Below are 24,004 nucleotides of genomic sequence, written 5' to 3' on the forward strand. Positions count from 1 at the left end.
CCATGCACATCAAGACCACCACCCCGGCCACGGCCCTGCTGCTGGCGCTGCTCGCCGGTTGCGGCGGCGACGGCGAGCTCGGCCCGCTGGACGCCAAGGCCGCAGAGGCGCGCTGCACGGCCATGCCCACCACGGCCGGCCTGCCCGCCACCACGCTCACCACGGCCTACGTGCCGGCCGGCACCAAGCGCCCCGGCACGCTCACAACGGGCGATTACCTGGGCGGGCACTGCGTGGTGACGGGCAGCATCGGTGCACGCACGGGCGTGGACGGCAAGCCCTACGCCACGGGCTTTCAGCTCAGCCTGCCCGACAACTGGAACGGCCGCTTCCTGTACCTGGGCGGTGGCGGCAACGACGGCACGCTGCGCGACACTTCGCTCTCCTCCAGCATCTCGGTCGGCACGCCCTCGCCGCTGGGCCAGGGCTACGCCGTGGTGTCCACCGATGCCGGCCACAGCGGCACCAGCGCCAGCTTCGGGCTGGATCCGCAGGCCCGCATCGACCACGCCTACGCGGCGCACGACAAGACCGCCACCAGCGCCAAGGAGTTGATCCGCCAGCGCTACGGCCAGCCGCCGGCGTACTCCTACTTCTCGGGCTGCTCGGGCGGCGGGCGCCAGGGCATGATGTTTTCGCAGCGCTTCCCGAGCTACTTCGACGGCATCACGGCCGGTGCGCCGGCCATGCGGGTGTCCAGCGGCGCCACGGTGGCGGCGATGTGGAACAACAAGAAGTTCACCGACATCGCGCCACAGGACGGCAGCGGCAACCGCATCCTGTCGCAGGCCTTCAGCAACAGCGACCTGACCCTGGTCGCCACGGGCATCGCCAATGCCTGCGACGCGGCCGACGGCGCCGTCGACGGCCTGGTGGCCAACACCAAGGCCTGCCGCTTCGACCCCGCCGTGCTGCAGTGCACCGGCGCCAAGACCGACAGCTGCATCAGCGCCGCACAGGTCGGCGCGTTGAAGGACGTGTTCGGCGGCCCCAAGAACTCCGCCGGCCAGGCGCTGTATGCCGGCCAGCCCTGGGACCCGGGCATCCGCGACGCGGGCTGGCGCGCCTGGACGCTGGGCACCTCGACCACGGCCGAGCCCAACTCGCGCTACAACGTGCTGATGCTGGACGCGCTGCGCAACGAGTTCTTCACGCCGCCCGAGCCCACGTTCAATGCGCTGGCCTTCAACTTCGACACCGACCCGGCGCGCATGGAAGCCTTCTCGGCCGTCTACGACACCTACCGCGACACGCAGCTTGCGGCCTTCAAGGCGCGCGGCGGCAAGCTGCTCTTCATCCACGGCATGGCCGACCCGATCTTCTCGGCCAACGACACGGTGGACTACTACGAGAAGCTGGCCGCCAACAACGGCGGCATCGCGGCCACGCAGGGCTTCGCGCGCAACTTCCTCGTGCCAGGCATGGCGCATTGCTCGGGCGGCCCGGCCACCGACACCTACGACTCGCTGCAGGCCATGGTCGACTGGGTGGAGAAGGGCGTCGCGCCCGACACCATCGCGGCCCGCGCCAGCGCCACCAACGCCTACTACCCGAACCGCACGCGGCTGCTGTGCGCGTATCCGAAGTTCGCGAAGTACAAGGGCACGGGGAGCATGGAGGACGCGGCGAGCTTCAGCTGCAGCGAGAACTGAAGTGACAAGGCTGCGCTGGGCAGGCGTGCTACAAGCGCGTGCCTGACCCCCCCCGGAGCCTTCAGCGATGCAAGCCCTGCGCGTCCACGCCTTCGACCAGCCGCCCCGGCTCGACACACTGCCCGACCCCGTGCCCGCCGCGGGCGAGGTGCGCGTGCGCATCCAGGCCTGCGGCATCTCCTTCTTCGACCTGTTGATCGCGCGCGGGGGCTACCAGTGGCGGCCTGAGCTGCCATTCACCGTGGGCAGCGAGTTCGCGGGCGTGGTCGACGCGGTGGGCGAGGGCGCGGTGGGCTTCGCGGTCGGCGACCGCGTCTGCGGCTCCAGCTCGATCGGCGCGTGGACCAGCCTGCTGTGCCTGCCGCCCGACGCCTTGCAGGCCGTGGAGCCGCAGGCCTCGGTCGACGAATCGGCCGTGCTGCACACGCCCTACGGCACGGCCCTGTACGCGCTGCGCGAACGCGGCGCGCTGCAGCCGGGCGAGACGGTGCTGGTGCTGGGCGCCACCGGCAGCATCGGCGACGCCGGCGTCCAGCTGGCCAAGGTGCTCGGCGCGCGCGTGATCGCCGGCGTGTCGGGCCCGGCCAAGCAGCAGGCCGCGCGCGACGCCGGTGCCGACGCGGTGGTCGACCTGCAGGCCGACGACTGGAAGGACCAGGTCAAGGCCCTGGCTGGCCCGCGCGGCGTGGACGTGGTGCTGGACCCCATCGGCGGCGCCTTCATGGACACCGCCTTCCGCACGCTGGGCTGGGGCGGCCGCCACCTGGTCGCGGGCTTTGCGAGCGGCGCCATCGGCAGCCTGCGCGGCAACCTCACCATCGTGAAGGGCGCCTCGCTGATCGGCGTGGACCTGCGCCAGTTCCGTGAGCGCCAGCCCCAGGCGCTGCAGCGCGTGCTGGGCGATGTGGCCGCGCTGCATGCGGCAGGGCGCATCCGGCCGCGCATCGCGGCCCGCTTTCCATTCAGCCGGGCCGGCGAGGCGTTTGCCCTGGCGCAGCAGCGCGAGACCGTGGGCCGCGTGGTGCTGCAGCCGGGCGGCTGAGGTGCCCCAGGGCAAGGCTGGAGAATTCCGCCCGCGCCCGCATGTACGAAGCGCAAGGAGTTCCCATGACCACGCCAGCAACCACCCGCCTGCCCACCTACTTCATCTCCCACGGCGGCGGCCCCTGGCCATGGGTGCCCGAGATGCGCAGCCGCTATGCGCAACTCGAAGCCGCCCTGGCCGACATGCCGCGCCAGATCGGCCGCAAGCCCGCCGCCGTGCTGATGGTCTCGGCCCATTGGGAGGAGGCCGCATTCACCGTGCAGGCCCACCCGCAGCCGCCCATGCTGTACGACTACGGTGGCTTTCCGCCGCACACCTACCAGGTGCGCTACGACGCGCCAGGCGCACCCGCGCTGGCGCAGCGCGTGCAGGGCCTGCTGCAGGCGGCGGGCCTGCCCGCGGGCATCGATGCGCAGCGCGGCTTCGACCACGGCATGTTCTCGCCCATGGTGGCCATCTACCCGCAGGCCGATGTGCCGACGGTGCAGTTGTCGCTGCTGCGCGGGCTCGACCCGTCTGCCCACCTGGCACTGGGCCGCGCGCTCGCGCCGCTGCGCGGCGAGGACGTGCTGATCGTGGGCAGCGGCCTGAGCTACCACAACCTGCGCGCGTTCGGCCCGCAGGCCGCGGCGCCGTCAAAGGCCTTCGACGACTGGCTGGACCGCACCGTGGTCGGCAGCGCGCCGGCCGAGCGCACGCAGGGCCTGATTGACTGGGAACGCGCGCCCGCCGCGCGCCTGGCCCATCCCCGCGAGGAACACCTGCTCCCGCTGATGGTGGCCGTGGGCGCGGCCGAGGGCGAGGCGGCCGTGCGCGTCTACCACGAGCAGGCCTTCATGGGCGGGCTGGCGGTGTCGAGCTACCGGCTGGGCGACGCGGCGAACGCCTGACGGCCGGCAGCGCGGGCGGCCAGCAGGCCGGGTCGGCGAACCAGGCCGCCAGCGCGTCCAGCATGGCGCGCAGCACCGCCGGCATCTGCCGGCGCGACGCATAGATGCCGTGGATGCCCAGCGGCTGCGCCACGTGGCCGGGCAGCAGCGCCACGAGTTCGCCACGCGCCAGCGGGCCGGCCGCCGCGTACAGCGGCTGCATCGCGATGCCCGCGCCCGCGATGGCGGCGGCCAGCAGCACCTGCGTTTCGTTGGCGCTGAGGTTGCCGCCCACCGGCACGCTGGCCGGTTCCCCGGCCGCGTCGGTGAACTGCCACAGGCTGCGGCCGAAGTACGAATACGTCAGGCAGTTGTGCACGGCCAGGTCTTGCACGCGCTGCGGCGTGCCGTGCGCGGCCAGGTAGGCCGGCGCGGCGCACACGACGGAGGCGCAGTCGCCCAGCCGGCGCGCGATCAGGTTCGGGTCCAGCTCGTTCGTGATGCGGATCGCCAGGTCGATGCGGTCTTCCACCAGGTTCACGGGCCGGGCGTCGATGCGCAGGTCGATGGCCGCCTGCGGGTGCGCGCGCAGGAACGCGGCCACGGGCGCCACCAGCACCTCCTGCGCGAGCGACTGCGCGCAGGCCATGCGCAGCAGGCCGCGTACCGCGTCGGCCTCGTCCTCGGGTGGCACGGCCAGCTCGCCTGCGACGTCCAGCATGCGCCGGCAGCGCGCCAGCGTCTGCTCGCCGGCCGGCGTCAGGCTGAGCCGGCGCGTCGTGCGGTGCAGCAGCCGCGCGCCGGCCCAGCGCTCCATCTCGGCCAGGTAGCGCGTGACCATGGCGCGCGACATCTCCAGCGCATCGGCCGTGGCGGCCATGCTGCCGCGCTCGGCGATCTGCACGAAGACTTCGGCGGCGGTGATGCGGTCCATGTGGGCTTTCTGATTGCACCGATTGGCGCAATGAAGAAGCGCATGGTAGGGGGTATTTCCATCGGATGAAGCAACCTACGATGCGGCCTCGTCGTCCTTCAGAGGCTTGCCATGTCGATCTCTTCCATTCCCACGCTGCACTACGTCTTCGACCCGCTGTGCGGCTGGTGCTATGCCGCCGCCCCGCTGGTCGACGCCGCGCGCGATCTGCCCGGCCTGCGTGTGCAGTTCCACGGCGGCGGCATGATGACCGGCGCGAACCGGCGCGCCATCACGCCGCAGTGGCGCGACTACGTGATGCCGCACGACCGGCGCATCGCCGCGCTGACGGGCCAGCCTTTCGGCGACGCCTACTTCGACGGCCTGCTGCGCGACACGGACGCCGTCATGGACTCGGCCCCGCCGACCACGGCCGTGCTGGCCGCCGAAGCGCTCGCCGGCCGCGGGCTGGACATGGCGCACCGGGTGCAGCGCGCGCACTACGCCCAAGGCCGGCGCATCGCGGACGTGGCCGTGCTGCAGTCACTCGCCGCCGACCTGGGCCTGGACGCGACCGCTTTCGCCGATGCGTACGAGCGCCTTGCCGGCGCCCCCACGCAGGCACACATCGCCGACAGCCGGCAGTGGCTGGCGCGCGCGGGCGGGCAGGGCTTCCCGACCTTCGCGCTGCAGCGCGAAGGTGGCGCCCTGGTGCCGCTGGACATCGGCCCCTGGCTGGGGCGGCCCGCGCCGTGGCGTGCGCACCTGCAGGGCCTGCTGGCCCAGGCGCAGCCCACCGTCGCCGCCGCCACGTCCGCCATGGCCTGTGGGCCGGACGCCTGCGACATCTGAACCGCTTTCCCTTTCCGCAACCGTTCTTCTCAGGAGCATTCCATGACCCAAGTCGCCCTTCTCGGCATCACCGGCCGCGCCGGTTCCCGCATCGCCGCCGAGCTGCTGCAGCGCGGCCACACCGTCACGGGGATCGCGCGCGATGCCCGCAAGGCGGCGGCCCAGCCCGGCCTCACGCTGCAGTCCGCCGACGCCACCAGCGTCGATGCGTTGGTGCCGCTGTTGCGCGCCCACGACGTGCTGGTCAGCGCCACGCGCTTCGACGGCGGCAGCGACGCCGCCACGCTGATCGCCGCGGCCCGGCAGGCCGGCGTGCCGCGCCTCGTGGTGGTCGGCGGCGCCGGCAGCCTGGAGGTCGCGCCCGGCCAGGCGCTGCTCGACGCACCCGGCTTCCCCGATGCCTACAAGCCCGAGGCCGCCGCCGGCCGCGTCTTCCTGCAAACGCTGCGCGCCGAGCCCGCACTGGACTGGACCTTCCTCTCGCCCTCGGCCCTGTTCGAGCCCGGCGAGCGCACCGGCAAGTTCCGTATCGGCGGCGACCAACTGCTGGCCGACGCAGCAGGCAACAGCCGCATCTCGATGGAGGACTACGCCATCGCGCTGGTCGACGAGATCGAGCAGCCCAGGCACACACGCCAGCGCTTCACCGTGGGGTATTGAGAGCGGCCCGGCGGCCGTCTGCAGCGTGTGCCGCCGAGTGCTCCACCGCCTGCTACGCTCGGCCGCTTTGCTCGGCATTGGAGGCGGCCATGGTGTCTGGATCGACGGTGTTGCGCGCGGCGCTGCTGGCCTCGGCCCTGTGGCTGGCCGGATGCGGCGGCGGTGGTGGCGATGGGGCGGACTCCGCGCCCGCGGTCGTGCCGGCGCCGGCCCCTGAAGCCGTGCCCACGCCCATCCCCACACCGGAGCCCGAGGTCGTCGCCCAGGCCTGCGGCAAAGGCGGCCTGGTCGATGCCGAGTTCCGCGACGCCGCCCTGGCCACGCTCACGCAGCTGAGCGTGCAGGCGCCGGGCAAGGACGCGCATGGCGCCATCCGCGCCCACCTGTCCCCCGGCCACACCGACCCCGACGACCAGGATTGGCAATTCGTCGCCGCCTACCACGCCAACCTGGCCATGGCCGAGGCCCTGCGCGTGTCGCCGGCCCTGGCGCCGCGTGCGGCCGACTGGCTGCGCTGGCAGGCCCGCCACACCACCGGCGTCGGCGCGGGCCAGGGCGTGGTGCTGGACCACTGGCTGCGCGTGGGCGACCTGCAGGAGTCGCTGTGCCCGCCCGGCCGGCCGGCCGGCAGCTGCCCGCAGGTCGACTCGTACGACAGCACCGCCGCGTCCCTGCTGCTCATGGCCGACGCCTACCGCGCCGCCGTGCCCGACGCCGCACTGCTGCACGAGAGCGCCGTGCGCACTGCGCTGCAGACGGCAGCCGCCACCATCGCTGCGCTCACGCAGGCCCATGGACTGACGCTCGCCAAGCCGGACTACCCGGTGGCCTACCTGATGGATGCCGTCGAAGTGGCCGCCGGCTGGCGCGCCTGGGCCCGCGTGCAGCAGCAGGTCTACGCCGACACCATCGGCGCCCAGGCCAGCCGGGCCGCAGCGCAGCGCACCGAAGACGCCGTGCGCCAGCAGCTGTGGCACGTGCCCAGCCAGGCCTGGCGCGTGGACGTAGAGGCTGGCGCGCCCGACTTCTCACGGTGGTACGCCGACACCGTGGCCCAGGCCTGGCCGCTGCTGTGGGATGTGCGGGGGCCGGCGGCCTCCGATGCGGCCGACGCCTGGCGCCGCGCCGCCAGCCGCTGGCAGGGCGCGAACGACTGGTCGCAGCGCAACGTGGACCCCGACGGCTTCTGGTGGCCATCCATCGCCGTAGCCGCGCACTGCGCCGGCGACGCGGCGGCGGCGCGTACCTGGGTCGCCCGCGCGCGCAGTGCGTGGTTGCAGCCCGGCGATCCCTTCCCCTGGCCGTTCCAGGTCAGCGATCTGCGCTGGGTGTTCTGGATGGCTGAGCCGCGGAGTTGATGCGGGTGTGCCGCTGCCGCGAGCGGCTGGGCCGGCTGTGCGGCCAGCGAAGAAGTGCTTACACGTCGTGCGCGTAGACGATGAAGCCGAAGTGCTTGGCCACGCGGTCGTAGAGTAGCCTGCCGGCCGCGTTGGTCTCGTGCGTCTGCCAGTAGACCCTTTTGACCCCGCTGGCGCGTGCTGACACGTACACCGCTTCAATGAGGGCGCGACCGACGCCGCGACCCCGCGCCTGCGGCAGCGTGAACAGGTCTTGCAGGTAGCAGGTCGGCTCGATGCGGGTCGTGCTCCTGTGGTACAGGAAATGCACAAGGCCGATGACTTTCCCATCCAGCACCGCGACCAGGGCGAACACAGGTTCGCTTGGATCGAAGAACCTTTGCCATGTGGTCTGCGTGATCTTGCGGTCGAGCGCCGTGGCGCCCTCGCGCCCATAGAAGGCGTTGTAGCCGTCCCAGAGCGGGAGCCAATCCTGCAGGTCGGCTTGCTGGATCGGGCGGACGGTGATGGCTGCGTCAGGCGCTTGGTTGAGCACGTAGGCTATGGGCATGGAGGGCGCGAGCGAGGGACTCATGGTGGTACTCGTTGTCGTCAGCATATGCCAGGGGCACCTTGCCAGATTGGGGCCATAGCAAACCGACTGGGCTCCATCAATGGTCTGGACGAAACTACGCCAGGGCGATCCGAAATCTGAGGCACGGCTTGCTGCCAAATTGGGGCGGCTTGTTGAATCGCTCAAACAGATTTCCGCCCGCGGCCAATATCACCTTCTGCGAAGGCAGGTTGTCGGGGTCTGTGGTGATCTCCACGTACGGCAGTTTCATCGCGCGAGCATCTTCGAGAATAAGCAGCAGCGCTGCCGTGGCATAGCCACGCCGCTGCTTCCACTCGACGACCGAATAGCCGATGTGGCCAAGGCAGTAAGGCGGAAGCGCTGCCGTGCCGTTCTGCCACCGAAGGCCGATGCTTCCCGCAAACTCGCCGTCCCACATCCAGCGCCTGAAGCCCGGCAGGCGCGGGACCATGGAGCCATCAGGCATCTTCACAGGCCCGCCCCTGGCTTCTCTGTCATCGAGGGAGGCGAGGAAGGCTGGGGGGTTTGCCGCGATCTGATCGAGTTCTTCCAGAGAAGCTGCCAGACCGCGTTCATTGTTCGGCGACCAACCGCGCCGAAGTGCGGCTGTGTAGCTCGGGAGATATGGGTCGGCTGGGACTACGAGTTGAAGCATCGCCTAGTTGCCTGACCGTTGAAGTTGAGCCGCAGACCGAGGCTTGCCGAGGGCTGTCGGCTCGAACGACCGATTCGGCCTTGCAGCGTGCACGACTACGCCGCCTCAAGCACAAATTCGACCTTCACAGCCTCAAAAGGGAACACAACGCCACCTTCTACTGTGCGACTAAGAATGCCGGCGTTCAACAAGGCCGTTACGTCCCCATGCACTGCCTTCACATCCCGCCCAACCCTCCGTGCCGCCTCGCGGATGGACATGGCACCAGCCCCACACATTGCTTTGAGCAACTCCCAACGTTTAGCGGAAAGCACCTGCCACAGTAATTCGGGCGTAGCAAAGCCGATGCGAGCCTCGCGCTCAGCGCGGCCAGAGTGCATTGCGCGGGCCGCGTCTGCAAGAGTGTCCGCCAGCGAACGAACCTCAAGAATGACCGTGTTCATGATTCCACCTCGTAATGTCAGCGTTGAAGTCGAGCATCAACTGCTCTGGCGTTGAGAAGACGTAGTCAAGCTCCTGCTCGCCAAAGTGCCGGTGATCACCTTTGCCTCGTTCGTTGTCGTACCTGAGGACGCATTCCCCACGTACAACATAGGCAAGCCGATACTTGAACGGATGCTCAGAAGGCGGAACAGGTTCAGGTACTCGCCAAACGGCGATCTCTGCGAATGCGTCGGAAGCAAGGACAACACGACGGCGAATGAGCGGGATAGCCTTCATGTTGGAGATTGTGACAACACAAAGATGACGTTGTCAACAACTCCAACGCACTCAAAGTCTCCGCGAGGCCGGCTGTGTTGTCTGTCGATTGTTCACGTTTTCCGCCCAACATTTGAGCATGCGCCACTATCTGCCGATAGCGCTTTCTGAACGCGACGTGCGCGTAGTGCAACTCCATAGTCGCGCATCGAACGCCGGATCGATCCGGCATCCATCAGGGCGCGAGGTTCGCCGCCAGCCGTTCGACTGGAGCTTTTCCCGCGGCGGCATTTCCTGGTCTTTGCATTTCGGGCCCAAGCCACCTGACGTGAGGCAATGGCGCGTCAGCAGGAATGGCGAGCCCTGGATGTGTGCGGGGAATCGGTCCCGCACTCGCCCGGCGCAATGGACGTTGACCTGCAAGCCCGCAGGATCGGCGTAGCCGGGGAGGTCAGGACGCGCAGGCGCATCCGCGTGACGCACCACCTACCCCCGATCCCGCACATACGGATTGCTCCGCCGCTCCCGCCCGAAGCTGCTCTCCGGCCCGTGGCCGGGGATGAACACCGTTTCATCCCCCATGGGCCACAGCCGCTGGACGATGCTCTCGATCAACTGGTCGTGGTCGCCCTGCGGGAAGTCCGTGCGGCCGATGGAACCGGCGAACAGCACGTCGCCGACGAAGGCGCGCTGGATGTCGGGCGCATGGAACACCACGTGGCCGGGCGTGTGGCCCGGGCAGTGGCGCACGTGCAGCAAGTGGCCGGCCAGCGTGACCGTGTCGCCGTCGTGCAGCCAGCGCGTGGGCGTGAACGGCCGGGCGGGCGGGAAGCCGAACATGCGGCTTTGCTGCTCCAGCCCGTCGATCCAGAACTGGTCGCCCGGGTGCGGGCCAAGGATGGGCAGGCCCAGCCTTTCGGCCAGCTCGCCCGTGCCGCCCGCATGGTCGATGTGGGCGTGGGTGAGCCAGATCTGCTCGAGCGCGAGGCCGCGCTCGGCGACGGCGGCCAGCAGCAGGTCCAGGTCGCCGCCGGGGTCGATCACGGCGGCTTGCAGGGTCTGGTCGCACCAGACGAGCGAGCAGTTCTGCTGGAAGCGGGTGACGGGGATGGTGTGGTAGCGCAGCATGGCCGTGGAGTTTCACACGGGCATGGGCCTTGGCATCGGCCTGCAGGCCCGTGTCCCGCCGCTGGTGGCCAGCCGCCCCTGTGCGGCCGGCGCCCCGCGGGCGCGCGAGAATGCCGGTGGCGTGCGGGCATTGCCCGGTGCGCGCTGCATCCCACCCTGCAAGGAGCCCCCATGGCCGATGCCCCAGCAACCGGCGCCCGACGCGCGCTCTATCTCGAAGACCTCGCGGTCGGCGACCGCTTCACCAGCGGCACGCATGCGCTGGACGCCGAGCAGATCAAGACCTTTGCGCAGCAGTTCGATCCCCAGCCCTTCCACACCGACGAGGAGGCCGCCAAGGCCACCTTCTTCCAGGGCCTGGCCGCCAGTGGCTGGCACACGGCTGCCATCACCATGCGGCTGCTGGTGGACAGCGGCATGCCGCTGGCCGAGGGCATCATCGGCTCGGGCGGCGAGCTGCATTGGGCGCAGCCCACGCGGCCGGACGACGTGCTGCATGTCGAGAGCGAGGTCGTGGAGATCGTGCCCTCGCGCTCCAAGCCCGGGCGCGCCATGGTGCAGATGCACTGCCGCACGCTGAACCAGCGCGGCGAGCTGCTGCAGAGCTTCAAGCCGAAGCTGGTGGTGACAAAGCGGCCCGCTGCTCAGCCGGCGTAGGGGTTGTCAAAGCCCAGCGCGGCCAGGATGGCGGTCTCCCGCGCTTCCATTTCCTCGGCGTCCTGCTCGCCGGTCTCGTGGTCCCAGCCCTGCGCATGCAGCGTGCCGTGCACCAGCATGTGGGCGTAGTGGGCCTGCAGCGTCTTGCCGTTGTCGCGCGCTTCCTTCTCGATCACGGGCGCGCACAGCACCAGGTCGGCCGTGACGATGGGCTCTCGCGTGTAGTCGAAGGTCAGCACGTTGGTGGCGTAGTCGCGCTGGCGGTAGTCGCGGTTCAGCGCCTGGCCTTCGTCGGCGCCGACGATGCGCACGGTGATCTCGGCGTCCGTCTCCAGCGCATGGCGGATCCAGCGCGTGACCTTGTGGCGCGGCAGCGCGGCGCGGTGCATGGCCACGCCGTCGAATGCGGCGAACTGCAGCGAGAGCGACAGCGCGTTCATCGGGTCACCCGGCGCGTGCGCACCAGCTTCTCGGCGGCGTCCAGGGGCGAGTCGTCCACCTCGCGGCCCACGCCGCGCGCGTCGTAGGCGTCGACGATGCGCGCCACGAGCGGGTGGCGCACCACGTCGGCGCTGGTCAGGCGCGTGATGGCGATGCCCTCGACGCGCTTCAACACGCGCTCGGCATCGATCAGGCCCGACAGCTGCTGCTTGGGCAGGTCGATCTGGCTCACGTCGCCGGTGATGACGGCCTTGGCGCCGAAGCCGATGCGCGTCAGGAACATCTTCATCTGCTCGGGCGTGGTGTTCTGCGCCTCGTCCAGGATCACGAAGGCGTTGTTCAGGGTGCGCCCGCGCATGAAGGCCAGCGGCGCGATCTCCAGCGCGTTGCGCTCGAAGCATTTCTGCACCTTGTCGGCGCCCATCAGGTCGTACAGCGCGTCGTACAGCGGGCGCAGGTAGGGGTCGATCTTCTGCGCCAGGTCGCCAGGCAGGAAGCCCAGGCGCTCGCCGGCTTCGACGGCCGGGCGCGTGAGCACGATGCGCTGCACGGCGCTGCGCTCCAGCGCGTCGACGGCGCAGGCCACGGCCAGGTAGGTCTTGCCGGTGCCGGCCGGGCCGATGCCGAAGGTGATGTCGTTGCTGGCGATGTTGTCCAGGTAGGTCGCCTGGTTCATCGTGCGCGGCTTCAGGTCGGTGCGCCGCGTGAGCAGCGAGGGGCCGTCCTGCGCGCCCAGCATCTCGCCATCGCCGGCCAGCATCAACTGTACGGTGTCGGTGGCAATGGGGCGCTGCGCGATCTCGTACATGGCCTGCAGCACCTCCAGCGCGCGATTGGCCTTGGCCTTGTGGCCGTCGATCTTGAACTGCTCGTGGCGGTGCGCGATCTTGACGTCCAGCGCGGTCTCGATCGTGCGCAGGTGCGCGTCCATGGGGCCGCAGACATGGTCCAGCCGGGTGTTGTTGGGAGGCGTGAAGTTGTGGCGGATGATCATGTGGGGCCCAGGGCAAGGCGACAATTGTCACCGCACGCAATCACATGGGTTATCAATGATCGGAAGACTGCAGGGCCTGCTGGCCGAGAAGAACCCGCCGCAGGTGCTGCTGGACTGCCATGGCGTGGGCTACGAGGTCGATGTGCCCATGAGCACCTTCTACAACCTGCCGGCGCTGGGCGAGCGGGTCACGCTGCTCACGCACTTCGTGGTGCGCGAGGACGCGCAGCTGCTCTACGGCTTCGGCACCGCGGACGAGCGCAACGCGTTTCGCCACCTCATCAAGATCACGGGCGTGGGGCCGCGCACGGCGCTGTCGGTGCTGTCGGGCATGGGCGTGGCCGACCTGGCCCAGGCCATCACGCTGCAGGAGGCGGGCCGCCTGATCAAGGTGCCCGGCATCGGCAAGAAGACGGCCGAGCGGCTGCTGCTGGAGCTCAAGGGCAAGCTGGGCGCCGACATCGGCCCGCACGCCGCCGTCACGCACGACAACCAGGCCGACATCCTGCAGGCGCTGCTGGCGCTGGGCTACAGCGACAAGGAGGCCGCGGCCTCGCTCAAGGCCCTGCCCAAGGACGTGGGCGTCAGCGACGGGATCAAGCTGGCGTTGAAGGCCTTGTCCAAGGGGTGACGCCCGGATGGCCGGGCGGCTTCTCTGTGCCGGTGGAGCGAGGCCGGTGGCGAGCGAAGCGAAGCGCGTTCGGGAGCACCCGCGGCACGGGGGGATATGCGCTAATTCCCCTGCAACTCCGGCTTGCTCGCAAACAGCTCCGCCGCCCAGTCCACGAACGCCCGCACCTTGGCCGACAGGTGCCGGTTCGGCGGGTACACCACGTAGACCGGGATCGGGTCGGGCTTCCAGTCCGTCAGCACGCGCACCAGCGCGCCGCTCTCCAGGTAGTGCGAGATGCCGAAGGAGCCCAGCTGGCTGATGCCCAGGCCGGCCAGCACGGCCTCGGTCAGCGCGTTGCTTTCGTTGACGGCCAGCTGGTAGTTGTTGCCCGCGATCTCGATGCGCTCGCCGTCGCGGTTGAACTCGTGCGGGTAGGGCCGGCCCGTGCGCGCCGAGAAGAAGTTGATCGTGCGGTGGCCCTTCTCCAGGTCCAGCGGGTGGGCCGGCGTGCCGTGGCGGCGCAGGTACTCGGGCGAGGCCACGATCACCAGGTGGATGTTGCCGATGCGGCGCGCCACGAGGGACTGCTCCTGCAAATCGCCGCCGCGGATCACGCAGTCCACGTTGTCGGTGATCAGGTCCACCGGCCGGTCGCTCACCCCCAGGTCGAGCTGGATGTCGGGGTAGCGCGCATAGAAGGTGTGCAGCGCCGGGATCACGATCAGCCGCGCGACCGAGGCGCCGATGTCCACGCGCAGCCGGCCCTTGGGGTTGGCCTGCGCGTTGGCCATGCTGGCCTCGATGTCGTCCAGGTCGTTGAGCAGGCGGATGGTGCGCTCGTAATAGGCGGCGCCGTCGGGCGTCACGGTCACGCGGCGCGTCGTGCGGTTGAGCAGCTTCACGCGCAGGCGCGCCTCCAGGTGCTGGATCTGCTTGGTGACCGTGCCCTTGGGCACGTCGAGCGACTCGGCCGCCTTGGTGAAACTGCCCGCCTCGACGACGCGGGTGAACATGCGCATGGACTGGAGCTGGTCCATGGGTACCTCCTGGTGGGCTCCTGCGGAGCTTCTGTAGGAATTCTCACACGCTGGTTTGCGGCGATTGTTGGTTGTTTGGAAACAGAGAAGGGGCGCAGCCTCGGTTTATCCCGCCCGATGATGCGCCTACATTTGCAACATCGCTGCTGTTCCCACCTGCCACTGTTTCGCTATCGGAGCCCGCCATGTCTGCCACCGCCCCCGTGTCCCCTGTCTCTGCCCCTGCCGGCGGTGCGGCCGCGGCGTGGCGTGACGTGACGGTGGAGCTGCCGCAGCTGGCCCCGGTGCCCACGCGCATCTATGGCCAGCGCAAGCGCGGCCAGGTGCAGCCGCTGGTGGTGCACTTCCACGGCGGCGCCTTCGTGGCCGGCGGGCTGGACAACGGCCGCAACTTCGCCAGCCTGCTGGCCGACAGCGGCGCCATCGTCGTCTCCATCGCCTACCCGCTGGCACCGGCCCACCCGTTTCCGCAGGCCATCGACGTGGGCTACGGCGTGCTGGAATGGGCCTGGAAGCAGCGCACCAAGCTGGCCGGCACCGGCGCCCCCGTGTTCCTGGCCGGCGAAGAGGCCGGCGGCAACCTGGCCGCTGCCGTCACCGTCATCGCGCGCGACCGCCACCACCCGCCGATCGCCGGGCAGGTGCTGATCTCGCCCATGCTGGACCCGTGCGTGGGCACGCAGTCGGTGCGCGAGGCCGTGGGCGCGTCCACGCAGTGCAAGTGGGCCGAGGGCTGGCGCAATTACCTGCGATGTCCGCAGGACTCCACCCACCCTTATGCCGTGCCCGGCGGATCGTTGCGGCTGACCGGCCTGGCGCCCACGCTGGTGCTGACCTCCAGCGACGACCCCATGCGCGACGAGGCCCGCACCTACGCCGGCAAGCTGCAGGCAGCCGGCGTGCCGGTCACGTTCGAAGAGCTGACGCCGGCGACCGGCTGGCCCGACAGCCTGGTCTCCACGCAGCCCATGGAATGCGCGTGCGCGGCCATGGTGCGGCCATCGCTGCTAGCCTTTTTTGCCGCCGCCATGACGGCCGGGACGCGACCACCAGCGGCCTAGACCGCCGCGCTTTTTCCAGGACAGGACCCGGGACCGGGCGCCGCATGGCGTGCCGGCAGGGGAGACGCTTTTTGTTTTTTTGATTGAACCGAGGGATGCCATGACCGATTCCACTTCCACCTCCACCCGCCCGCCGCGCAACCGCGTGCTGGCCGTCGGCACCGTGCTGGTGCTGGCCATGGCCGCCTGCGGCCTGGCGTTCACGCTGCAGTCGCCGCAGGTGCATGCCGATGCCCTGCCCGCGGCAGTGCCGGCCACGCCGGTCTCCGTCGCCACTGTGGCGCAGAGCGAGGTCGCCACCTGGGACGAGTTCTCCGGCCGGCTCGAGGCCGTGGAACGGGTCGACCTGCGCTCGCGCGTGGCCGGCACCGTGCAGTCCGTGCACTTCCGCGAAGGCGCGCTGGTCAAGAAGGGCGACCTGCTGGTCACCATCGACCCGGCACCCTACGCCGCCGACATGGAACGCGTCGAAGCCCAGATGGTGGCCGCCGAGGCACGCCAGTCGTTCACGCGCAGCGAACTCGACCGCGCCCAGCGCCTGCTGGACGAGCGCGCCATTGCCCAGCGCGAGTACGACGAACGCGCCAACGCGCACCGCGAAGCCCAGGCCAACCTGCGTGGCGCCCAGGCCGCGCTGCAGTCGGCCCGCCTGAGCCTGTCGTACACCCAGGTGCGTGCCCCGGTCGCGGGCCGCGCCGGCAAGGTGGAGATCACGGTGGGCAACCTGGTCTCGGCCGGCCCCGGCGCCCCGGTGCTGACCACGCTGGTCTCGGTGAGCCCGATCTACGCCAGCTTCGACGCCGACGAACAGGTCGTCTCGCGGGCGCTGCGCGACCTGCCGGCCGGCGGCAACCGCAACCAGATCGACCGCATTCCGGTGCAGATGGGCACCGCATCGCATGACGACACGCCGCTGGTCGGCCGCCTGCAATGGGTGGACAACCAGGTAGACGCCAAGAGCGGCACGGTGCGCGTGCGCGCCCAGTTCGACAACGCCGACGGCACGCTCATGCCCGGCCAGTTCGCCCGCCTGCGCATGGGGCAGGTCAAGAGCAGCACGGCCCTCTTGGTCAACGAGCGCGCGGTCGGCACCGACCAGGACAAGAAGTTCGTGATCGTGGTGGACGCGCAGAACAAGGCCGAGTGGCGCCAGGTGACGCTGGGTGCCAACGTGAACGGCTTGCGTATCGTGACCAGTGGCCTGAGGGGCGGCGAGCGCATCGTCGTCAATGGGCTGCAGCGCGTGCGCCCCGGCATGGAAGTGGCGCCGCAGGCCGTGGCGATGGACGCCAAGCCCTCTGCCACTGGACAGCAAGCCAAGGCGGCCGCCGCCACGCCGCAATCCTGATCCCCGCCTGATCGACTGACGCTCCCGCGTCCCCCACACCGCGCGCGCCCACCCGGCGCCGTGCGGCGGGGGCTGCTGCGCCCTCTCACCAGAGAACCGCCATGAACCTCTCCAAATTCTTCATCGACCGGCCGATCTTTGCCGGTGTGCTGTCGGTGCTGATCTTCCTCGCCGGCCTGATCGCCATGCAGTCGCTGCCGATCTCCGAATACCCCGAAGTCGCACCGCCGCAGGTCGTCGTCAACGCGCGCTACCCGGGCGCCAGCCCCAGCGTGATCGCCGAGACCGTCTCCACGCCCATCGAGGAGCAGATCAACGGCGTGGAAGGCATGCTCTACATGGGCAGCCAGGCCACGACCGATGGCGCGATGACGCTGACCGTCACCTTCCGCCTGGGCACCGACCCCGACAAGGCCCAGCAGCTCGTGCAGAACCGCGTGGCGCAGGCCGAACCGCGGCTGCCCGAGGAGGTGCGCCGGCTCGGCATCACGACCGTCAAAAGCTCGCCCGACCTGACCATGGTGGTCCACCTCGTGTCGCCCAACGGCCGCTACGACGTGAACTACCTGCGCAACTACGTGCTGCTCAACGTGAAGGACCGGCTGGCCCGCATCGAAGGCGTGGGCCAGGTGCAGACCTGGGGCGGCGGCGAATATTCGATGCGCGTGTGGCTGGACCCGCAGAAGGTCGCGCAGCGCGGCCTGTCGGCCAACGACGTGGTGGAAGCCATCCGCAGCCAGAACGTGCAGGCCGCGGCCGGCGTGGTGGGTGCATCGCCCGGCCTGCAAGGCGTGGACGTGCAGCTCTCGGTCAACGCCCAGGGCCGCCTGCAGAACGAGGAAGAGTTCGGCGACATCATCGTGAAGACCGGCGCCGATGGCGCCATCACGCGGCTGCGCGACATCGCGCGCATCGAACTTGGCGCGGCCGACTATTCGCTGCGCTCGCTGCTCAACAACGACCAGGCCGTGGGCACGGGCGTGTTCCAGTCGCCCGGCTCCAACGCGCTGGAGATCTCGGCCGCCGTGCGCAAGACCATGGACGAGCTGGCCAAGACCATGCCCGAGGGCGTGGAGTACCGCATCGCCTACGACCCCACGCAGTTCGTGCGCGCCTCCATCGAATCGGTGGTGCACACGCTGCTGGAGGCCGTGCTGCTGGTGGTGTTGGTGGTGATCCTGTTCCTGCAGACCTGGCGCGCGTCCATCATCCCGCTGCTGGCGGTGCCGGTGTCGGTGGTGGGCACGTTTGCCGTGCTGCACCTGCTGGGTTTCTCGATCAACGCGCTGAGCCTGTTCGGCCTGGTGCTGGCGATTGGCATCGTGGTGGACGACGCCATCGTGGTGGTGGAGAACGTGGAGCGCAACATCGAGGCCGGCCTGTCGCCGCGCGATGCGACCTACCAGGCCATGCGCGAAGTCTCCGGCCCCATCATCGCGATCGCGCTGGTGCTGGTGGCGGTGTTCGTGCCGCTGGCCTTCATGACCGGGCTGACCGGGCAGTTCTACAAGCAGTTCGCGGTGACGATCGCCATCTCCACGGTGATCTCGGCGATCAACTCGCTGACGCTGTCGCCGGCCCTGGCCGCGATGCTGCTGCGCGGCCATGACGCGCCCAAGGACGCACTCACGCGCGGCATGGACAAGGCCTTCGGCTGGTTGTTCAGGGGCTTCAACCGCATGTTCGGCCGCGGCAGCGAGGCCTATGGGCGTGGCGTGGGCGGCGTGCTCAAGCGCAAGGGCCTGCTGATGGTGGTCTACCTGGTGCTCGTCGGTGCCACCTTCGGCCTGTTCAAGGCCGTGCCCTCGGGCTTCGTGCCCACGCAGGACAAGCAGTACCTGATCGGCTTCGCGCAGCTGCCCGACGGCGCCACGCTGGACCGCACCGATGCCGTGATCCGCCGCATGGGCGAGATCATGGAGAAGAACCCCAACATCGAGGGCACGCTGTCCTTCCCCGGCCTGTCGATCAACGGCTTCACCAACAGCTCGAACGCCGGCATCGCCTTCGCCATGCTTAAGCCCTTCGATGAGCGCCCGAACGCGGACCAGAACGGCGCGGCCGTGGCGCAGCAGCTGAACCAGGCCTTCGGCGAGATCCAGGACGCCTTCATCGTGATGTTCCCGCCGCCACCCGTGGCCGGCCTGGGCACGACGGGTGGCTTCAAGCTGCAGCTGCAGGACCGTGGCGCGCTGGGCTACCAGCAGATGGACGGCGCCGTGAAGGCCTTCATGGCCAAGGCCTACCAGACGCCTGAACTCGCCGGCATGTTCACGAGCTGGCAGGTCAACGTGCCGCAGCTGTTCGCCGACATCGACCGCGCCAAGGCGCGCCAGCTCGGCGTGAAGGTGACCGACGTGTTCGACACCATGCAGGTCTACCTGGGCTCGCTGTATGTGAACGACTTCAACAAGTTCGGCCGCACCTACACCGTGCGCGTGCAGGCCGACGCGGCCTACCGTGCGCGCGCCGAGGACATCGGCCTGTTGAAGGTGCGCTCGGCCACCGGCGAGATGGTGCCGCTGTCGGCCCTCATGAAGGTGCAGACCGGCGCCGGCCCCGAGCGCGCCATGCGCTACAACGGCTTCCTGGCCGCCGACATCAACGGCGCGCCCGCGGCCGGCTATTCGTCGGGCCAGGCGCAGGACGCCATCGAGCGCATCGCCAAGGAAACGCTGCCGCCCGGCGTGGGCTTCGAGTGGACCGAGCTGACCTACCAGGAGATCCTGGCCGGCAATTCGGCGCTGCTGATCTTCCCCATCGCCATCCTGCTGGTGTTTCTGGTGCTGGCCGCGCAGTACGAGAGCCTGACGCTGCCGGCCGCCATCGTGCTCATCGTGCCCATGGGCATCCTGGCCGCGATGACGGGCGTGTGGTTGACCGATGGCGACAACAACGTGTTCACGCAGATCGGGCTCATGGTGCTCGTGGGGCTCAGTGCGAAGAACGCGATCCTGATCGTGGAGTTCGCACGCGAGCTGGAGTTCAGCGGGCGCACGCCGGTGCAGGCCGCCATCGAGGCCAGCCGGCTGCGGCTGCGGCCCATCCTGATGACCTCGCTGGCCTTCGTCATGGGCGTGCTGCCCCTGATGCTGGCGAGCGGCGCGGGCGCCGAGATGCGCAGCGCCATGGGCGTGGCCGTGTTCTTCGGAATGATCGGCGTGACGGCCTTCGGCCTGTTCCTCACGCCTGTGTTCTATGTGCTGATGCGCAAGCTGGCGAGCAACCGCCCGCTGGCGCACCACGGCGCGGCGCATGCGCCTGTGGTTCCCGCCCACGGCGGTGGCGGCGCGTCCGTCCAGGCGTTGCCCGCTGCGCCGCGCCATCCGATCGAATGAAAACCTCTTCACTCCCTCTCCCTCTGGGAGAGGGTTGGGGTGAGGGCGCGCACGGCCTGCCGATGGCCGACGCCGCCGCCCCTCACCCCCACCCTCTCCCCAAAGGGGCGAGGGAGCAAGACCGCTGCAGTTGAAGCGTATTGGAGAACTGACATGAACCGAATCCACAACATCCTGACTCCGCTGATGGCCGCGTTGATCCTGGCCGGCTGTGCCAGCGCCCCGCTGCCGGCCAACCCCGACCACGCGCTGCCCACCATCCCCGCGCAGTTCAAGGAAGGCGGCGCGCGCTTCACCACGGCGCTGCCGGCCGAGCAGGCCGAGCGCGGCGCCTGGTGGCTGGCGTTCAACGACCCGGTGCTCAACGCGCTGGTCGAGCGTGCCGGCGCACGCAACGCCAGCATCCAGGAGGCCGGTGCCCGGCTGGCCCAGGCCAGGGCCTTGCTGCGCAGCGCCGATGCCAACCGCGCGCCGCAGATCGGCGTCGGCGCGGGCGCCGTGCGCCAGACTGGGGCCGACACCGCGCAGGGCAGCCGCCCCGGCAGCGTGTTCAACGCCGGTGCCAACTTCTCGTACGAGCTGGACCTGTTCGGCCGCCTGTCGCAGGCCAGCGACGCTGCGCGGCTCGATGCCGCCTCGCGCGAGGCGCTGCTGCAGAGCACGCGCCTGCTGGTTCAGGCCGAGACCGCGCAAACCTACCTGAGCCTGCGCGCGCTGGACGACGAACGCGCCCTCGTGCGCGAGACCGTTGCCGCCTACGCCGACACCCTGCGCCTCACGCAGCGGCGCCTGGACGCGGGCGACATCGCCGAGCTGGACGTGGTGCGCGTGCAGAGCGAGGTGGCGGCCAACGAGGCCGAGGCACTGGCGCTGGACCGCAGCCGCGCCGCGCTGGAAAACGCGCTGGCCGTGCTGGTCGGCGATGCGGCTTCCTCGTTCGCCTTGCCGGTGCAGGCCTGGCAGAGCGCGCTGCCCACCATCCCGGCCGGCGTGCCCGGCACCGTGCTCGCACGCCGGCCCGACGTGGCCGCCGCGCAGAGCGCCATGCTGGCCGCGCAGGCCCGCGTGGGCGTGGCGCGCACGGCCTGGTTCCCCGACATCGCGCTGACCGGCTCGGGCGGCTTCGCCTCCACCGACCTGGGCGATCTGTTCAAGTGGTCGGCACGCGCCTGGGGCATCGGCGCGCTGCTGTCGCTGCCGGTGTTCGACGGTGGCCGGCGCGAGGCCAACCTGCAGGGCGCCGCCGCACAGCTGGACGCCGCTGCGGCCGGCTACCGCGGCCAGGTGCTGGGCGCGTTCCGCGACGTGGAAGACCAGCTGTCGGCGCTGCGCCTGCTGGGCGAGCAGTCGCAGGCCCAGGGCCGCGCGGTGGATGCCGCCGCGCGCGCCTCGGCCTTGTCCGAGACGCGCTACCGCAACGGCCTGGTCAGCCAGATCGAACTGCTGGACGCGCGCCGCAGCGAGCTGCGCAACCGGCGCCAGGCGCTGCAGGTGAAGGCTGCGCAATACCAAGCGACAGTGGGGCTGGTGCGGGCGCTGGGTGGCGGCTGGTCGGTGTGAGTCTTGCTCCCTCTCCCCAGGGGGGCGAGGGAGTCGGAGCCCGTCGGCTAACGTTCCTGCCGAAACTGCCGCGGGTCCATCCCCGCATGTGCGCGCCGCACCACGCCGGCGCGGTCCAGGTAGACGTAGAACATCTGGTCCACCATGCCGCCGCGCCAGCGGTAGGTGAGCACGGGGCCGTCCCAGTTGCCGACGGACCCGACCGATGCGGGCGGGCCGAATTCGCGGTCGATGTCGGCGCCGGTCCAGTCGCCCTGCGTGCTGATGCGCGCGAAGTCGCGCTCGTTGAGCACCTGCCGGGCCTGGACCACGCGGCCTGCCGGGTCGATGTCGACCATCACGGTCTCCTGGCCGAAGGGCTGGTAGACGTATTGCAGGCGCTCGCCGAAGGCCAGCGGCACGACGCGCGTGGGCTGGCCCCAGCGCGCCATGACCTCGTCCCGCGTCATGCCGGGCTTGAGGCTTTCCACCGTGCCGCAGGCCGCCAAGAGGGCGGCCACGGCCAGGCCGGTCCAGCGCAGGGCACGCGGTTGCATGGCCGGGCGTGTTGCGGGGTGTGGCTTACGCCGCTTCCACGATGCGGATCTCGCGCTCGGCGCCGTCGCCGAGCGCGTCCAGCGCCGCCTGGTAGGCCGGGCTGTCGTGCGTGGCCGTGGCCTGCGCGACGCTGTCGAACTCGATCAGCACCGTGCGCTGCTGCAGGCCGGCTTCATAGACCTGGGCCGGCAGGCCGCGCGCGAGGAAACGGCCGCCGCCGGCCGTGATGGCCGGGCCGGCGAGCGTGGCGTAGGCGGCCAGCTTGTCGGGGTTGCTGACGGAACGGTAGGTCGAGATCCAATAGGCTTTGGGCATGGGTGCTCCTGGGTGTGAGGGGGTGCGAATCGGCGATTGTGAACGCAGCGCGGCGCGGCTGCTGCCGTGCCGCTTATCCGCTGAGCACGCTTGCAAATGCGAAACCCTTCGTTGGCCGCGCCAGGCAGGCCTCCTAAGGTAGGGGCTCTTTCGCACACCCTCAGGAGCCCCCACGTGAACACCCGCCTGAACCCCGCCAAGGCCTCGCGCTCGGCCGCCGTCAAGGCCCGCCTGGACCACCCCGTCATCGACACCGACGTGCACGTGAACGACTTCGCGCCGGTGCTGGAGGACTACATCGCCAACTACGGCGGCCCCAAGCTCGTCGACGCGCTGCGCAAGGCGCTGGGCGGCCGTTTCGTCACGCGCGACGGTGGCGGCAAGGACTGGTACCAGCAGACCCCCGCCGAGCGCCAGCACCACCGCACGCTGCGCGCGCCCTGGTGGGCCCGCGTCACGCGCAACACCTACGACCTGGCCACCTACACCATCCCCGCGCTGCTGCACGAGCGGCTGGCCGAGCAGGGCTCGGACTACTCCATCCTGTTCCCCAACGACGTGCTGTCGCCGGCCGCGGCCGGCAGCGAATACCGCCAGCCGCTGCACCGCGCGATCAACCACTTCCACGCCGACCAATACCGCACCTATGCCGACCGGCTGACGCCCGTGGCCGGCATCCCGATGCACACGCCGCAAGAGGCCATCGAGGAGCTGGACTTCGCGGTCAACACGCTCGGGCTCAAGGTCATCAACATCCCCGGCGGCGTGCGCCGGCCCATCCCGGCGATCGCCGAGAAGTACCCGGCCAAGGACCACCCCGAGATCGCCAGGCACGCCGGGTATATCGACTTCTACGGCATCGACAGCCCGCACGACTACGACCCGTTCTGGGCCCGCGTGGTGCAGCTGGGCGTGCCCGTCACCACGCATTACGGCAGCCAGGGCTGGACCGGGCGCCAGTCCATCAGCAACTACATGTTCAACCACATCGGCCACTTCGCCGATGGCTCGCAGGCGTTCGCCAAGGCGCTGTTCTTCGGCGGCGTGACGCGGCGCTTCCCGGGCCTGCGCGTGGGCTTGCTCGAGGGCGGCGCGGACTGGGGCGCCCATGTCTACACGCACCTGGTGGACCGCTGGGAAAAGCGCAACCGCACGGCCGTGCGCAACTACGACCCGGCCGAGGCCGACATCGACCTCTTGGCCGCGCTGTTCGATACCCATGGCGGCGACCTGCTGCAGGGCCGCGCCATCCACAAACCCACGCTGCTGCGCGACAGCCTGGGGCTGTCGGCCCTGCCGCACAGCCGCGAGCCGCACGACGACGAGATCGACGACTTTGCGCTGGCCGGCATCGAACGCGTGGAGGACATCCGCGCGCGCTGGGTCGACAACTTCTACTTCGGCTCCGAGGCCGACGACCGCACCGTGGCCGCCGCCTTCAACACCCGCGTGAACCCACTCGGCACCAAGATCAATGCGATCTGGTCGTCCGACGTGGGCCACTGGGACGTGCCCGAGTTCACCGAGCCGCTGGCCGAGACCTGGGACCTGGTGGAGCAGGGCGTGCTCAGCGCGGCGGATTTCAAGGCCTTCACCTTCGGCAACCCGCACCGCTTCTACACCGAGGCCAACCCGGCCTTCTTCAACGGCACCGAGGTCGGCCGCAAGCTCGACCTGGCGCAGATTTGATCTTTCGCA

Annotated in this window: 24 protein-coding genes; 13 read left to right on the forward strand and 11 right to left on the reverse strand. The window is 70.0% G+C overall.

What is annotated here, in order from left to right:
* Positions 1-2: 2 nt before the first annotated feature.
* The 3 genes from ASF43_RS20005 (at position 3) to ASF43_RS20015 (ending at position 3,587) form a co-directional block, all read left to right on the forward strand.
* A complete protein-coding gene (locus tag ASF43_RS20005) occupies positions 3-1,652 on the forward strand; it encodes a DUF6351 family protein (protein ID WP_056184694.1) in 1,650 nt (549 codons plus the stop codon).
* Between the two features lie 67 nt (positions 1,653-1,719).
* Entirely contained in the window at positions 1,720-2,694 is a 975-nt protein-coding gene (locus ASF43_RS20010) for an NADPH:quinone oxidoreductase family protein (protein WP_056184696.1), read from the forward strand.
* 65 nt (positions 2,695-2,759) lie between these two features.
* Complete coding sequence (locus ASF43_RS20015) at positions 2,760-3,587, forward strand: class III extradiol ring-cleavage dioxygenase (RefSeq protein ID WP_056184699.1); 828 nt, start codon at positions 2,760-2,762, stop codon at positions 3,585-3,587.
* On the opposite strand, the gene ASF43_RS20020 is transcribed toward ASF43_RS20015, so the two are convergent.
* On the reverse strand, positions 3,532-4,500 hold the full coding sequence (locus ASF43_RS20020; protein WP_056184700.1) for a LysR family transcriptional regulator: 969 nt from the start codon (positions 4,498-4,500) through the stop codon (positions 3,532-3,534). The genes ASF43_RS20015 and ASF43_RS20020 overlap by 56 nt on opposite strands.
* A 126-nt stretch (positions 4,501-4,626) precedes the next feature.
* Between ASF43_RS20020 and ASF43_RS20025 the strand changes: the two genes are divergently transcribed.
* The 3 genes from ASF43_RS20025 (at position 4,627) to ASF43_RS20035 (ending at position 7,349) form a co-directional block, all read left to right on the forward strand.
* Positions 4,627-5,331 (forward strand): DsbA family protein, encoded by a 705-nt coding sequence (locus ASF43_RS20025; protein WP_056185664.1) that lies wholly within the window; start codon positions 4,627-4,629, stop codon positions 5,329-5,331.
* Positions 5,332-5,373: 42 nt separating this feature from the next.
* Positions 5,374-5,991: an NAD(P)-dependent oxidoreductase gene (locus tag ASF43_RS20030; RefSeq protein WP_056184703.1), complete on the forward strand. Its 618-nt coding sequence runs from the start codon at positions 5,374-5,376 to the stop codon at positions 5,989-5,991.
* An 89-nt stretch (positions 5,992-6,080) separates the two neighbouring features.
* Positions 6,081-7,349 (forward strand): hypothetical protein, encoded by a 1,269-nt coding sequence (locus tag ASF43_RS20035; protein ID WP_156373443.1) that lies wholly within the window; start codon positions 6,081-6,083, stop codon positions 7,347-7,349.
* A 58-nt stretch (positions 7,350-7,407) separates the two neighbouring features.
* Here ASF43_RS20035 and ASF43_RS20040 read toward each other — a convergent pair whose 3' ends face one another.
* The 5 genes from ASF43_RS20040 to ASF43_RS20050 all read right to left on the reverse strand — a co-directional run bounded on the left by ASF43_RS20040 (position 7,408) and on the right by ASF43_RS20050 (position 10,405).
* Entirely contained in the window at positions 7,408-7,923 is a 516-nt protein-coding gene (locus ASF43_RS20040) for a GNAT family N-acetyltransferase (RefSeq protein WP_082498022.1), read from the reverse strand.
* Positions 7,924-8,017: 94 nt separating this feature from the next.
* Positions 8,018-8,374: a GNAT family N-acetyltransferase gene (locus ASF43_RS31810; RefSeq protein WP_235578319.1), complete on the reverse strand. Its 357-nt coding sequence runs from the start codon at positions 8,372-8,374 to the stop codon at positions 8,018-8,020.
* Between the two features lie 299 nt (positions 8,375-8,673).
* Positions 8,674-9,021, reverse strand: a complete 348-nt coding sequence (locus ASF43_RS30020) for a DNA-binding protein (protein ID WP_082498023.1) — start codon at positions 9,019-9,021, stop codon at positions 8,674-8,676.
* Positions 9,002-9,298 carry a DUF6516 family protein gene (locus tag ASF43_RS30025; RefSeq protein WP_082498024.1) on the reverse strand — a complete coding sequence of 99 codons (297 nt, stop codon included), beginning with the start codon at positions 9,296-9,298 and terminating at the stop codon, positions 9,002-9,004. Before ASF43_RS30025 ends, ASF43_RS30020 begins: the two co-directional genes overlap by 20 nt.
* Before the next feature lie 465 nt (positions 9,299-9,763).
* Complete coding sequence (locus ASF43_RS20050) at positions 9,764-10,405, reverse strand: MBL fold metallo-hydrolase (RefSeq protein WP_056184710.1); 642 nt, start codon at positions 10,403-10,405, stop codon at positions 9,764-9,766.
* 171 nt (positions 10,406-10,576) lie between these two features.
* Here ASF43_RS20050 and ASF43_RS20055 point away from each other — a divergent pair, with 171 nt between their 5' ends.
* The gene (locus ASF43_RS20055; protein WP_056184711.1) at positions 10,577-11,062 is read left to right on the forward strand and encodes a MaoC family dehydratase; all 486 of its coding nucleotides are present in this window, start codon (positions 10,577-10,579) and stop codon (positions 11,060-11,062) included.
* On the opposite strand, the gene ybeY is transcribed toward ASF43_RS20055, so the two are convergent.
* Together ybeY and ASF43_RS20065 are read right to left on the reverse strand one after the other, a co-directional pair.
* The gene (gene ybeY / locus ASF43_RS20060) at positions 11,050-11,502 is read right to left on the reverse strand and encodes an rRNA maturation RNase YbeY (RefSeq protein WP_056184713.1); all 453 of its coding nucleotides are present in this window, start codon (positions 11,500-11,502) and stop codon (positions 11,050-11,052) included. The genes ASF43_RS20055 and ybeY overlap by 13 nt on opposite strands.
* On the reverse strand, positions 11,499-12,497 hold the full coding sequence (locus ASF43_RS20065) for a PhoH family protein (RefSeq protein WP_082498025.1): 999 nt from the start codon (positions 12,495-12,497) through the stop codon (positions 11,499-11,501). Before ASF43_RS20065 ends, ybeY begins: the two co-directional genes overlap by 4 nt.
* Before the next feature lie 55 nt (positions 12,498-12,552).
* Between ASF43_RS20065 and ruvA the strand changes: the two genes are divergently transcribed.
* Positions 12,553-13,128 carry a Holliday junction branch migration protein RuvA gene (gene ruvA, locus ASF43_RS20070; RefSeq protein ID WP_056184715.1) on the forward strand — a complete coding sequence of 192 codons (576 nt, stop codon included), beginning with the start codon at positions 12,553-12,555 and terminating at the stop codon, positions 13,126-13,128.
* A 101-nt stretch (positions 13,129-13,229) separates the two neighbouring features.
* On the opposite strand, the gene ASF43_RS20075 is transcribed toward ruvA, so the two are convergent.
* A complete protein-coding gene (locus ASF43_RS20075) occupies positions 13,230-14,147 on the reverse strand; it encodes a LysR family transcriptional regulator (protein ID WP_056184717.1) in 918 nt (305 codons plus the stop codon).
* Between the two features lie 185 nt (positions 14,148-14,332).
* Here ASF43_RS20075 and ASF43_RS20080 point away from each other — a divergent pair, with 185 nt between their 5' ends.
* The 4 genes from ASF43_RS20080 (at position 14,333) to ASF43_RS20095 (ending at position 21,454) form a co-directional block, all read left to right on the forward strand.
* Positions 14,333-15,208: an alpha/beta hydrolase gene (locus ASF43_RS20080; RefSeq protein ID WP_056184719.1), complete on the forward strand. Its 876-nt coding sequence runs from the start codon at positions 14,333-14,335 to the stop codon at positions 15,206-15,208.
* 100 nt (positions 15,209-15,308) lie between these two features.
* Positions 15,309-16,556, forward strand: coding sequence for an efflux RND transporter periplasmic adaptor subunit (locus ASF43_RS20085; RefSeq protein ID WP_082498026.1), 1,248 nt, complete (start codon positions 15,309-15,311; stop codon positions 16,554-16,556).
* A gap of 101 nt (positions 16,557-16,657) precedes the next feature.
* A complete protein-coding gene (locus ASF43_RS20090; RefSeq protein WP_056184722.1) occupies positions 16,658-19,894 on the forward strand; it encodes an efflux RND transporter permease subunit in 3,237 nt (1,078 codons plus the stop codon).
* A gap of 153 nt (positions 19,895-20,047) precedes the next feature.
* A complete protein-coding gene (locus ASF43_RS20095) occupies positions 20,048-21,454 on the forward strand; it encodes an efflux transporter outer membrane subunit (RefSeq protein WP_056184723.1) in 1,407 nt (468 codons plus the stop codon).
* Positions 21,455-21,501: 47 nt separating this feature from the next.
* On the opposite strand, the gene ASF43_RS20100 is transcribed toward ASF43_RS20095, so the two are convergent.
* Positions 21,502-21,990, reverse strand: coding sequence for a hypothetical protein (locus ASF43_RS20100; RefSeq protein ID WP_056184725.1), 489 nt, complete (start codon positions 21,988-21,990; stop codon positions 21,502-21,504).
* Positions 21,991-22,015: 25 nt separating this feature from the next.
* Positions 22,016-22,306: a DUF1330 domain-containing protein gene (locus tag ASF43_RS20105; RefSeq protein WP_056184726.1), complete on the reverse strand. Its 291-nt coding sequence runs from the start codon at positions 22,304-22,306 to the stop codon at positions 22,016-22,018.
* Between the two features lie 174 nt (positions 22,307-22,480).
* Here ASF43_RS20105 and ASF43_RS20110 point away from each other — a divergent pair, with 174 nt between their 5' ends.
* Positions 22,481-23,995: an amidohydrolase family protein gene (locus ASF43_RS20110; RefSeq protein WP_056184728.1), complete on the forward strand. Its 1,515-nt coding sequence runs from the start codon at positions 22,481-22,483 to the stop codon at positions 23,993-23,995.
* Positions 23,996-24,004 lie beyond the last annotated feature (9 nt).

The sequence above is a fragment of the Pseudorhodoferax sp. Leaf267 genome (assembly GCF_001422405.1).
Classification (GTDB): domain Bacteria; phylum Pseudomonadota; class Gammaproteobacteria; order Burkholderiales; family Burkholderiaceae_C; genus Pseudorhodoferax.

What these genes read in the sequence shown, in the direction of transcription:
- ASF43_RS20040 (WP_082498022.1), bottom strand. Translation starts at nt 7,923, where the DNA reads ATGAGTCCCTCGCTCGCGCCCTCCATGCCCATAGCCTACGTGCTCAAC.
- ASF43_RS31810 (WP_235578319.1), bottom strand. Translation starts at nt 8,374, where the DNA reads ATGGTCCCGCGCCTGCCGGGCTTCAGGCGCTGGATGTGGGACGGCGAG.
- ASF43_RS20005 (WP_056184694.1), top strand. Translation starts at nt 3, where the DNA reads ATGCACATCAAGACCACCACCCCGGCCACGGCCCTGCTGCTGGCGCTG.
- ASF43_RS20030 (WP_056184703.1), top strand. Translation starts at nt 5,374, where the DNA reads ATGACCCAAGTCGCCCTTCTCGGCATCACCGGCCGCGCCGGTTCCCGC.
- ASF43_RS20015 (WP_056184699.1), top strand. Translation starts at nt 2,760, where the DNA reads ATGACCACGCCAGCAACCACCCGCCTGCCCACCTACTTCATCTCCCAC.
- ASF43_RS30020 (WP_082498023.1), bottom strand. Translation starts at nt 9,021, where the DNA reads ATGAACACGGTCATTCTTGAGGTTCGTTCGCTGGCGGACACTCTTGCA.
- ASF43_RS20055 (WP_056184711.1), top strand. Translation starts at nt 10,577, where the DNA reads ATGGCCGATGCCCCAGCAACCGGCGCCCGACGCGCGCTCTATCTCGAA.
- ASF43_RS30025 (WP_082498024.1), bottom strand. Translation starts at nt 9,298, where the DNA reads ATGAAGGCTATCCCGCTCATTCGCCGTCGTGTTGTCCTTGCTTCCGAC.
- ruvA (WP_056184715.1), top strand. Translation starts at nt 12,553, where the DNA reads ATGATCGGAAGACTGCAGGGCCTGCTGGCCGAGAAGAACCCGCCGCAG.
- ASF43_RS20020 (WP_056184700.1), bottom strand. Translation starts at nt 4,500, where the DNA reads ATGGACCGCATCACCGCCGCCGAAGTCTTCGTGCAGATCGCCGAGCGC.
- ASF43_RS20065 (WP_082498025.1), bottom strand. Translation starts at nt 12,497, where the DNA reads ATGATCATCCGCCACAACTTCACGCCTCCCAACAACACCCGGCTGGAC.
- ASF43_RS20105 (WP_056184726.1), bottom strand. Translation starts at nt 22,306, where the DNA reads ATGCCCAAAGCCTATTGGATCTCGACCTACCGTTCCGTCAGCAACCCC.
- ASF43_RS20095 (WP_056184723.1), top strand. Translation starts at nt 20,048, where the DNA reads ATGAACCGAATCCACAACATCCTGACTCCGCTGATGGCCGCGTTGATC.
- ASF43_RS20080 (WP_056184719.1), top strand. Translation starts at nt 14,333, where the DNA reads ATGTCTGCCACCGCCCCCGTGTCCCCTGTCTCTGCCCCTGCCGGCGGT.
- ASF43_RS20085 (WP_082498026.1), top strand. Translation starts at nt 15,309, where the DNA reads ATGACCGATTCCACTTCCACCTCCACCCGCCCGCCGCGCAACCGCGTG.
- ASF43_RS20010 (WP_056184696.1), top strand. Translation starts at nt 1,720, where the DNA reads ATGCAAGCCCTGCGCGTCCACGCCTTCGACCAGCCGCCCCGGCTCGAC.
- ASF43_RS20090 (WP_056184722.1), top strand. Translation starts at nt 16,658, where the DNA reads ATGAACCTCTCCAAATTCTTCATCGACCGGCCGATCTTTGCCGGTGTG.
- ASF43_RS20035 (WP_156373443.1), top strand. Translation starts at nt 6,081, where the DNA reads ATGGTGTCTGGATCGACGGTGTTGCGCGCGGCGCTGCTGGCCTCGGCC.
- ybeY (WP_056184713.1), bottom strand. Translation starts at nt 11,502, where the DNA reads ATGAACGCGCTGTCGCTCTCGCTGCAGTTCGCCGCATTCGACGGCGTG.
- ASF43_RS20050 (WP_056184710.1), bottom strand. Translation starts at nt 10,405, where the DNA reads ATGCTGCGCTACCACACCATCCCCGTCACCCGCTTCCAGCAGAACTGC.
- ASF43_RS20075 (WP_056184717.1), bottom strand. Translation starts at nt 14,147, where the DNA reads ATGGACCAGCTCCAGTCCATGCGCATGTTCACCCGCGTCGTCGAGGCG.
- ASF43_RS20100 (WP_056184725.1), bottom strand. Translation starts at nt 21,990, where the DNA reads ATGCAACCGCGTGCCCTGCGCTGGACCGGCCTGGCCGTGGCCGCCCTC.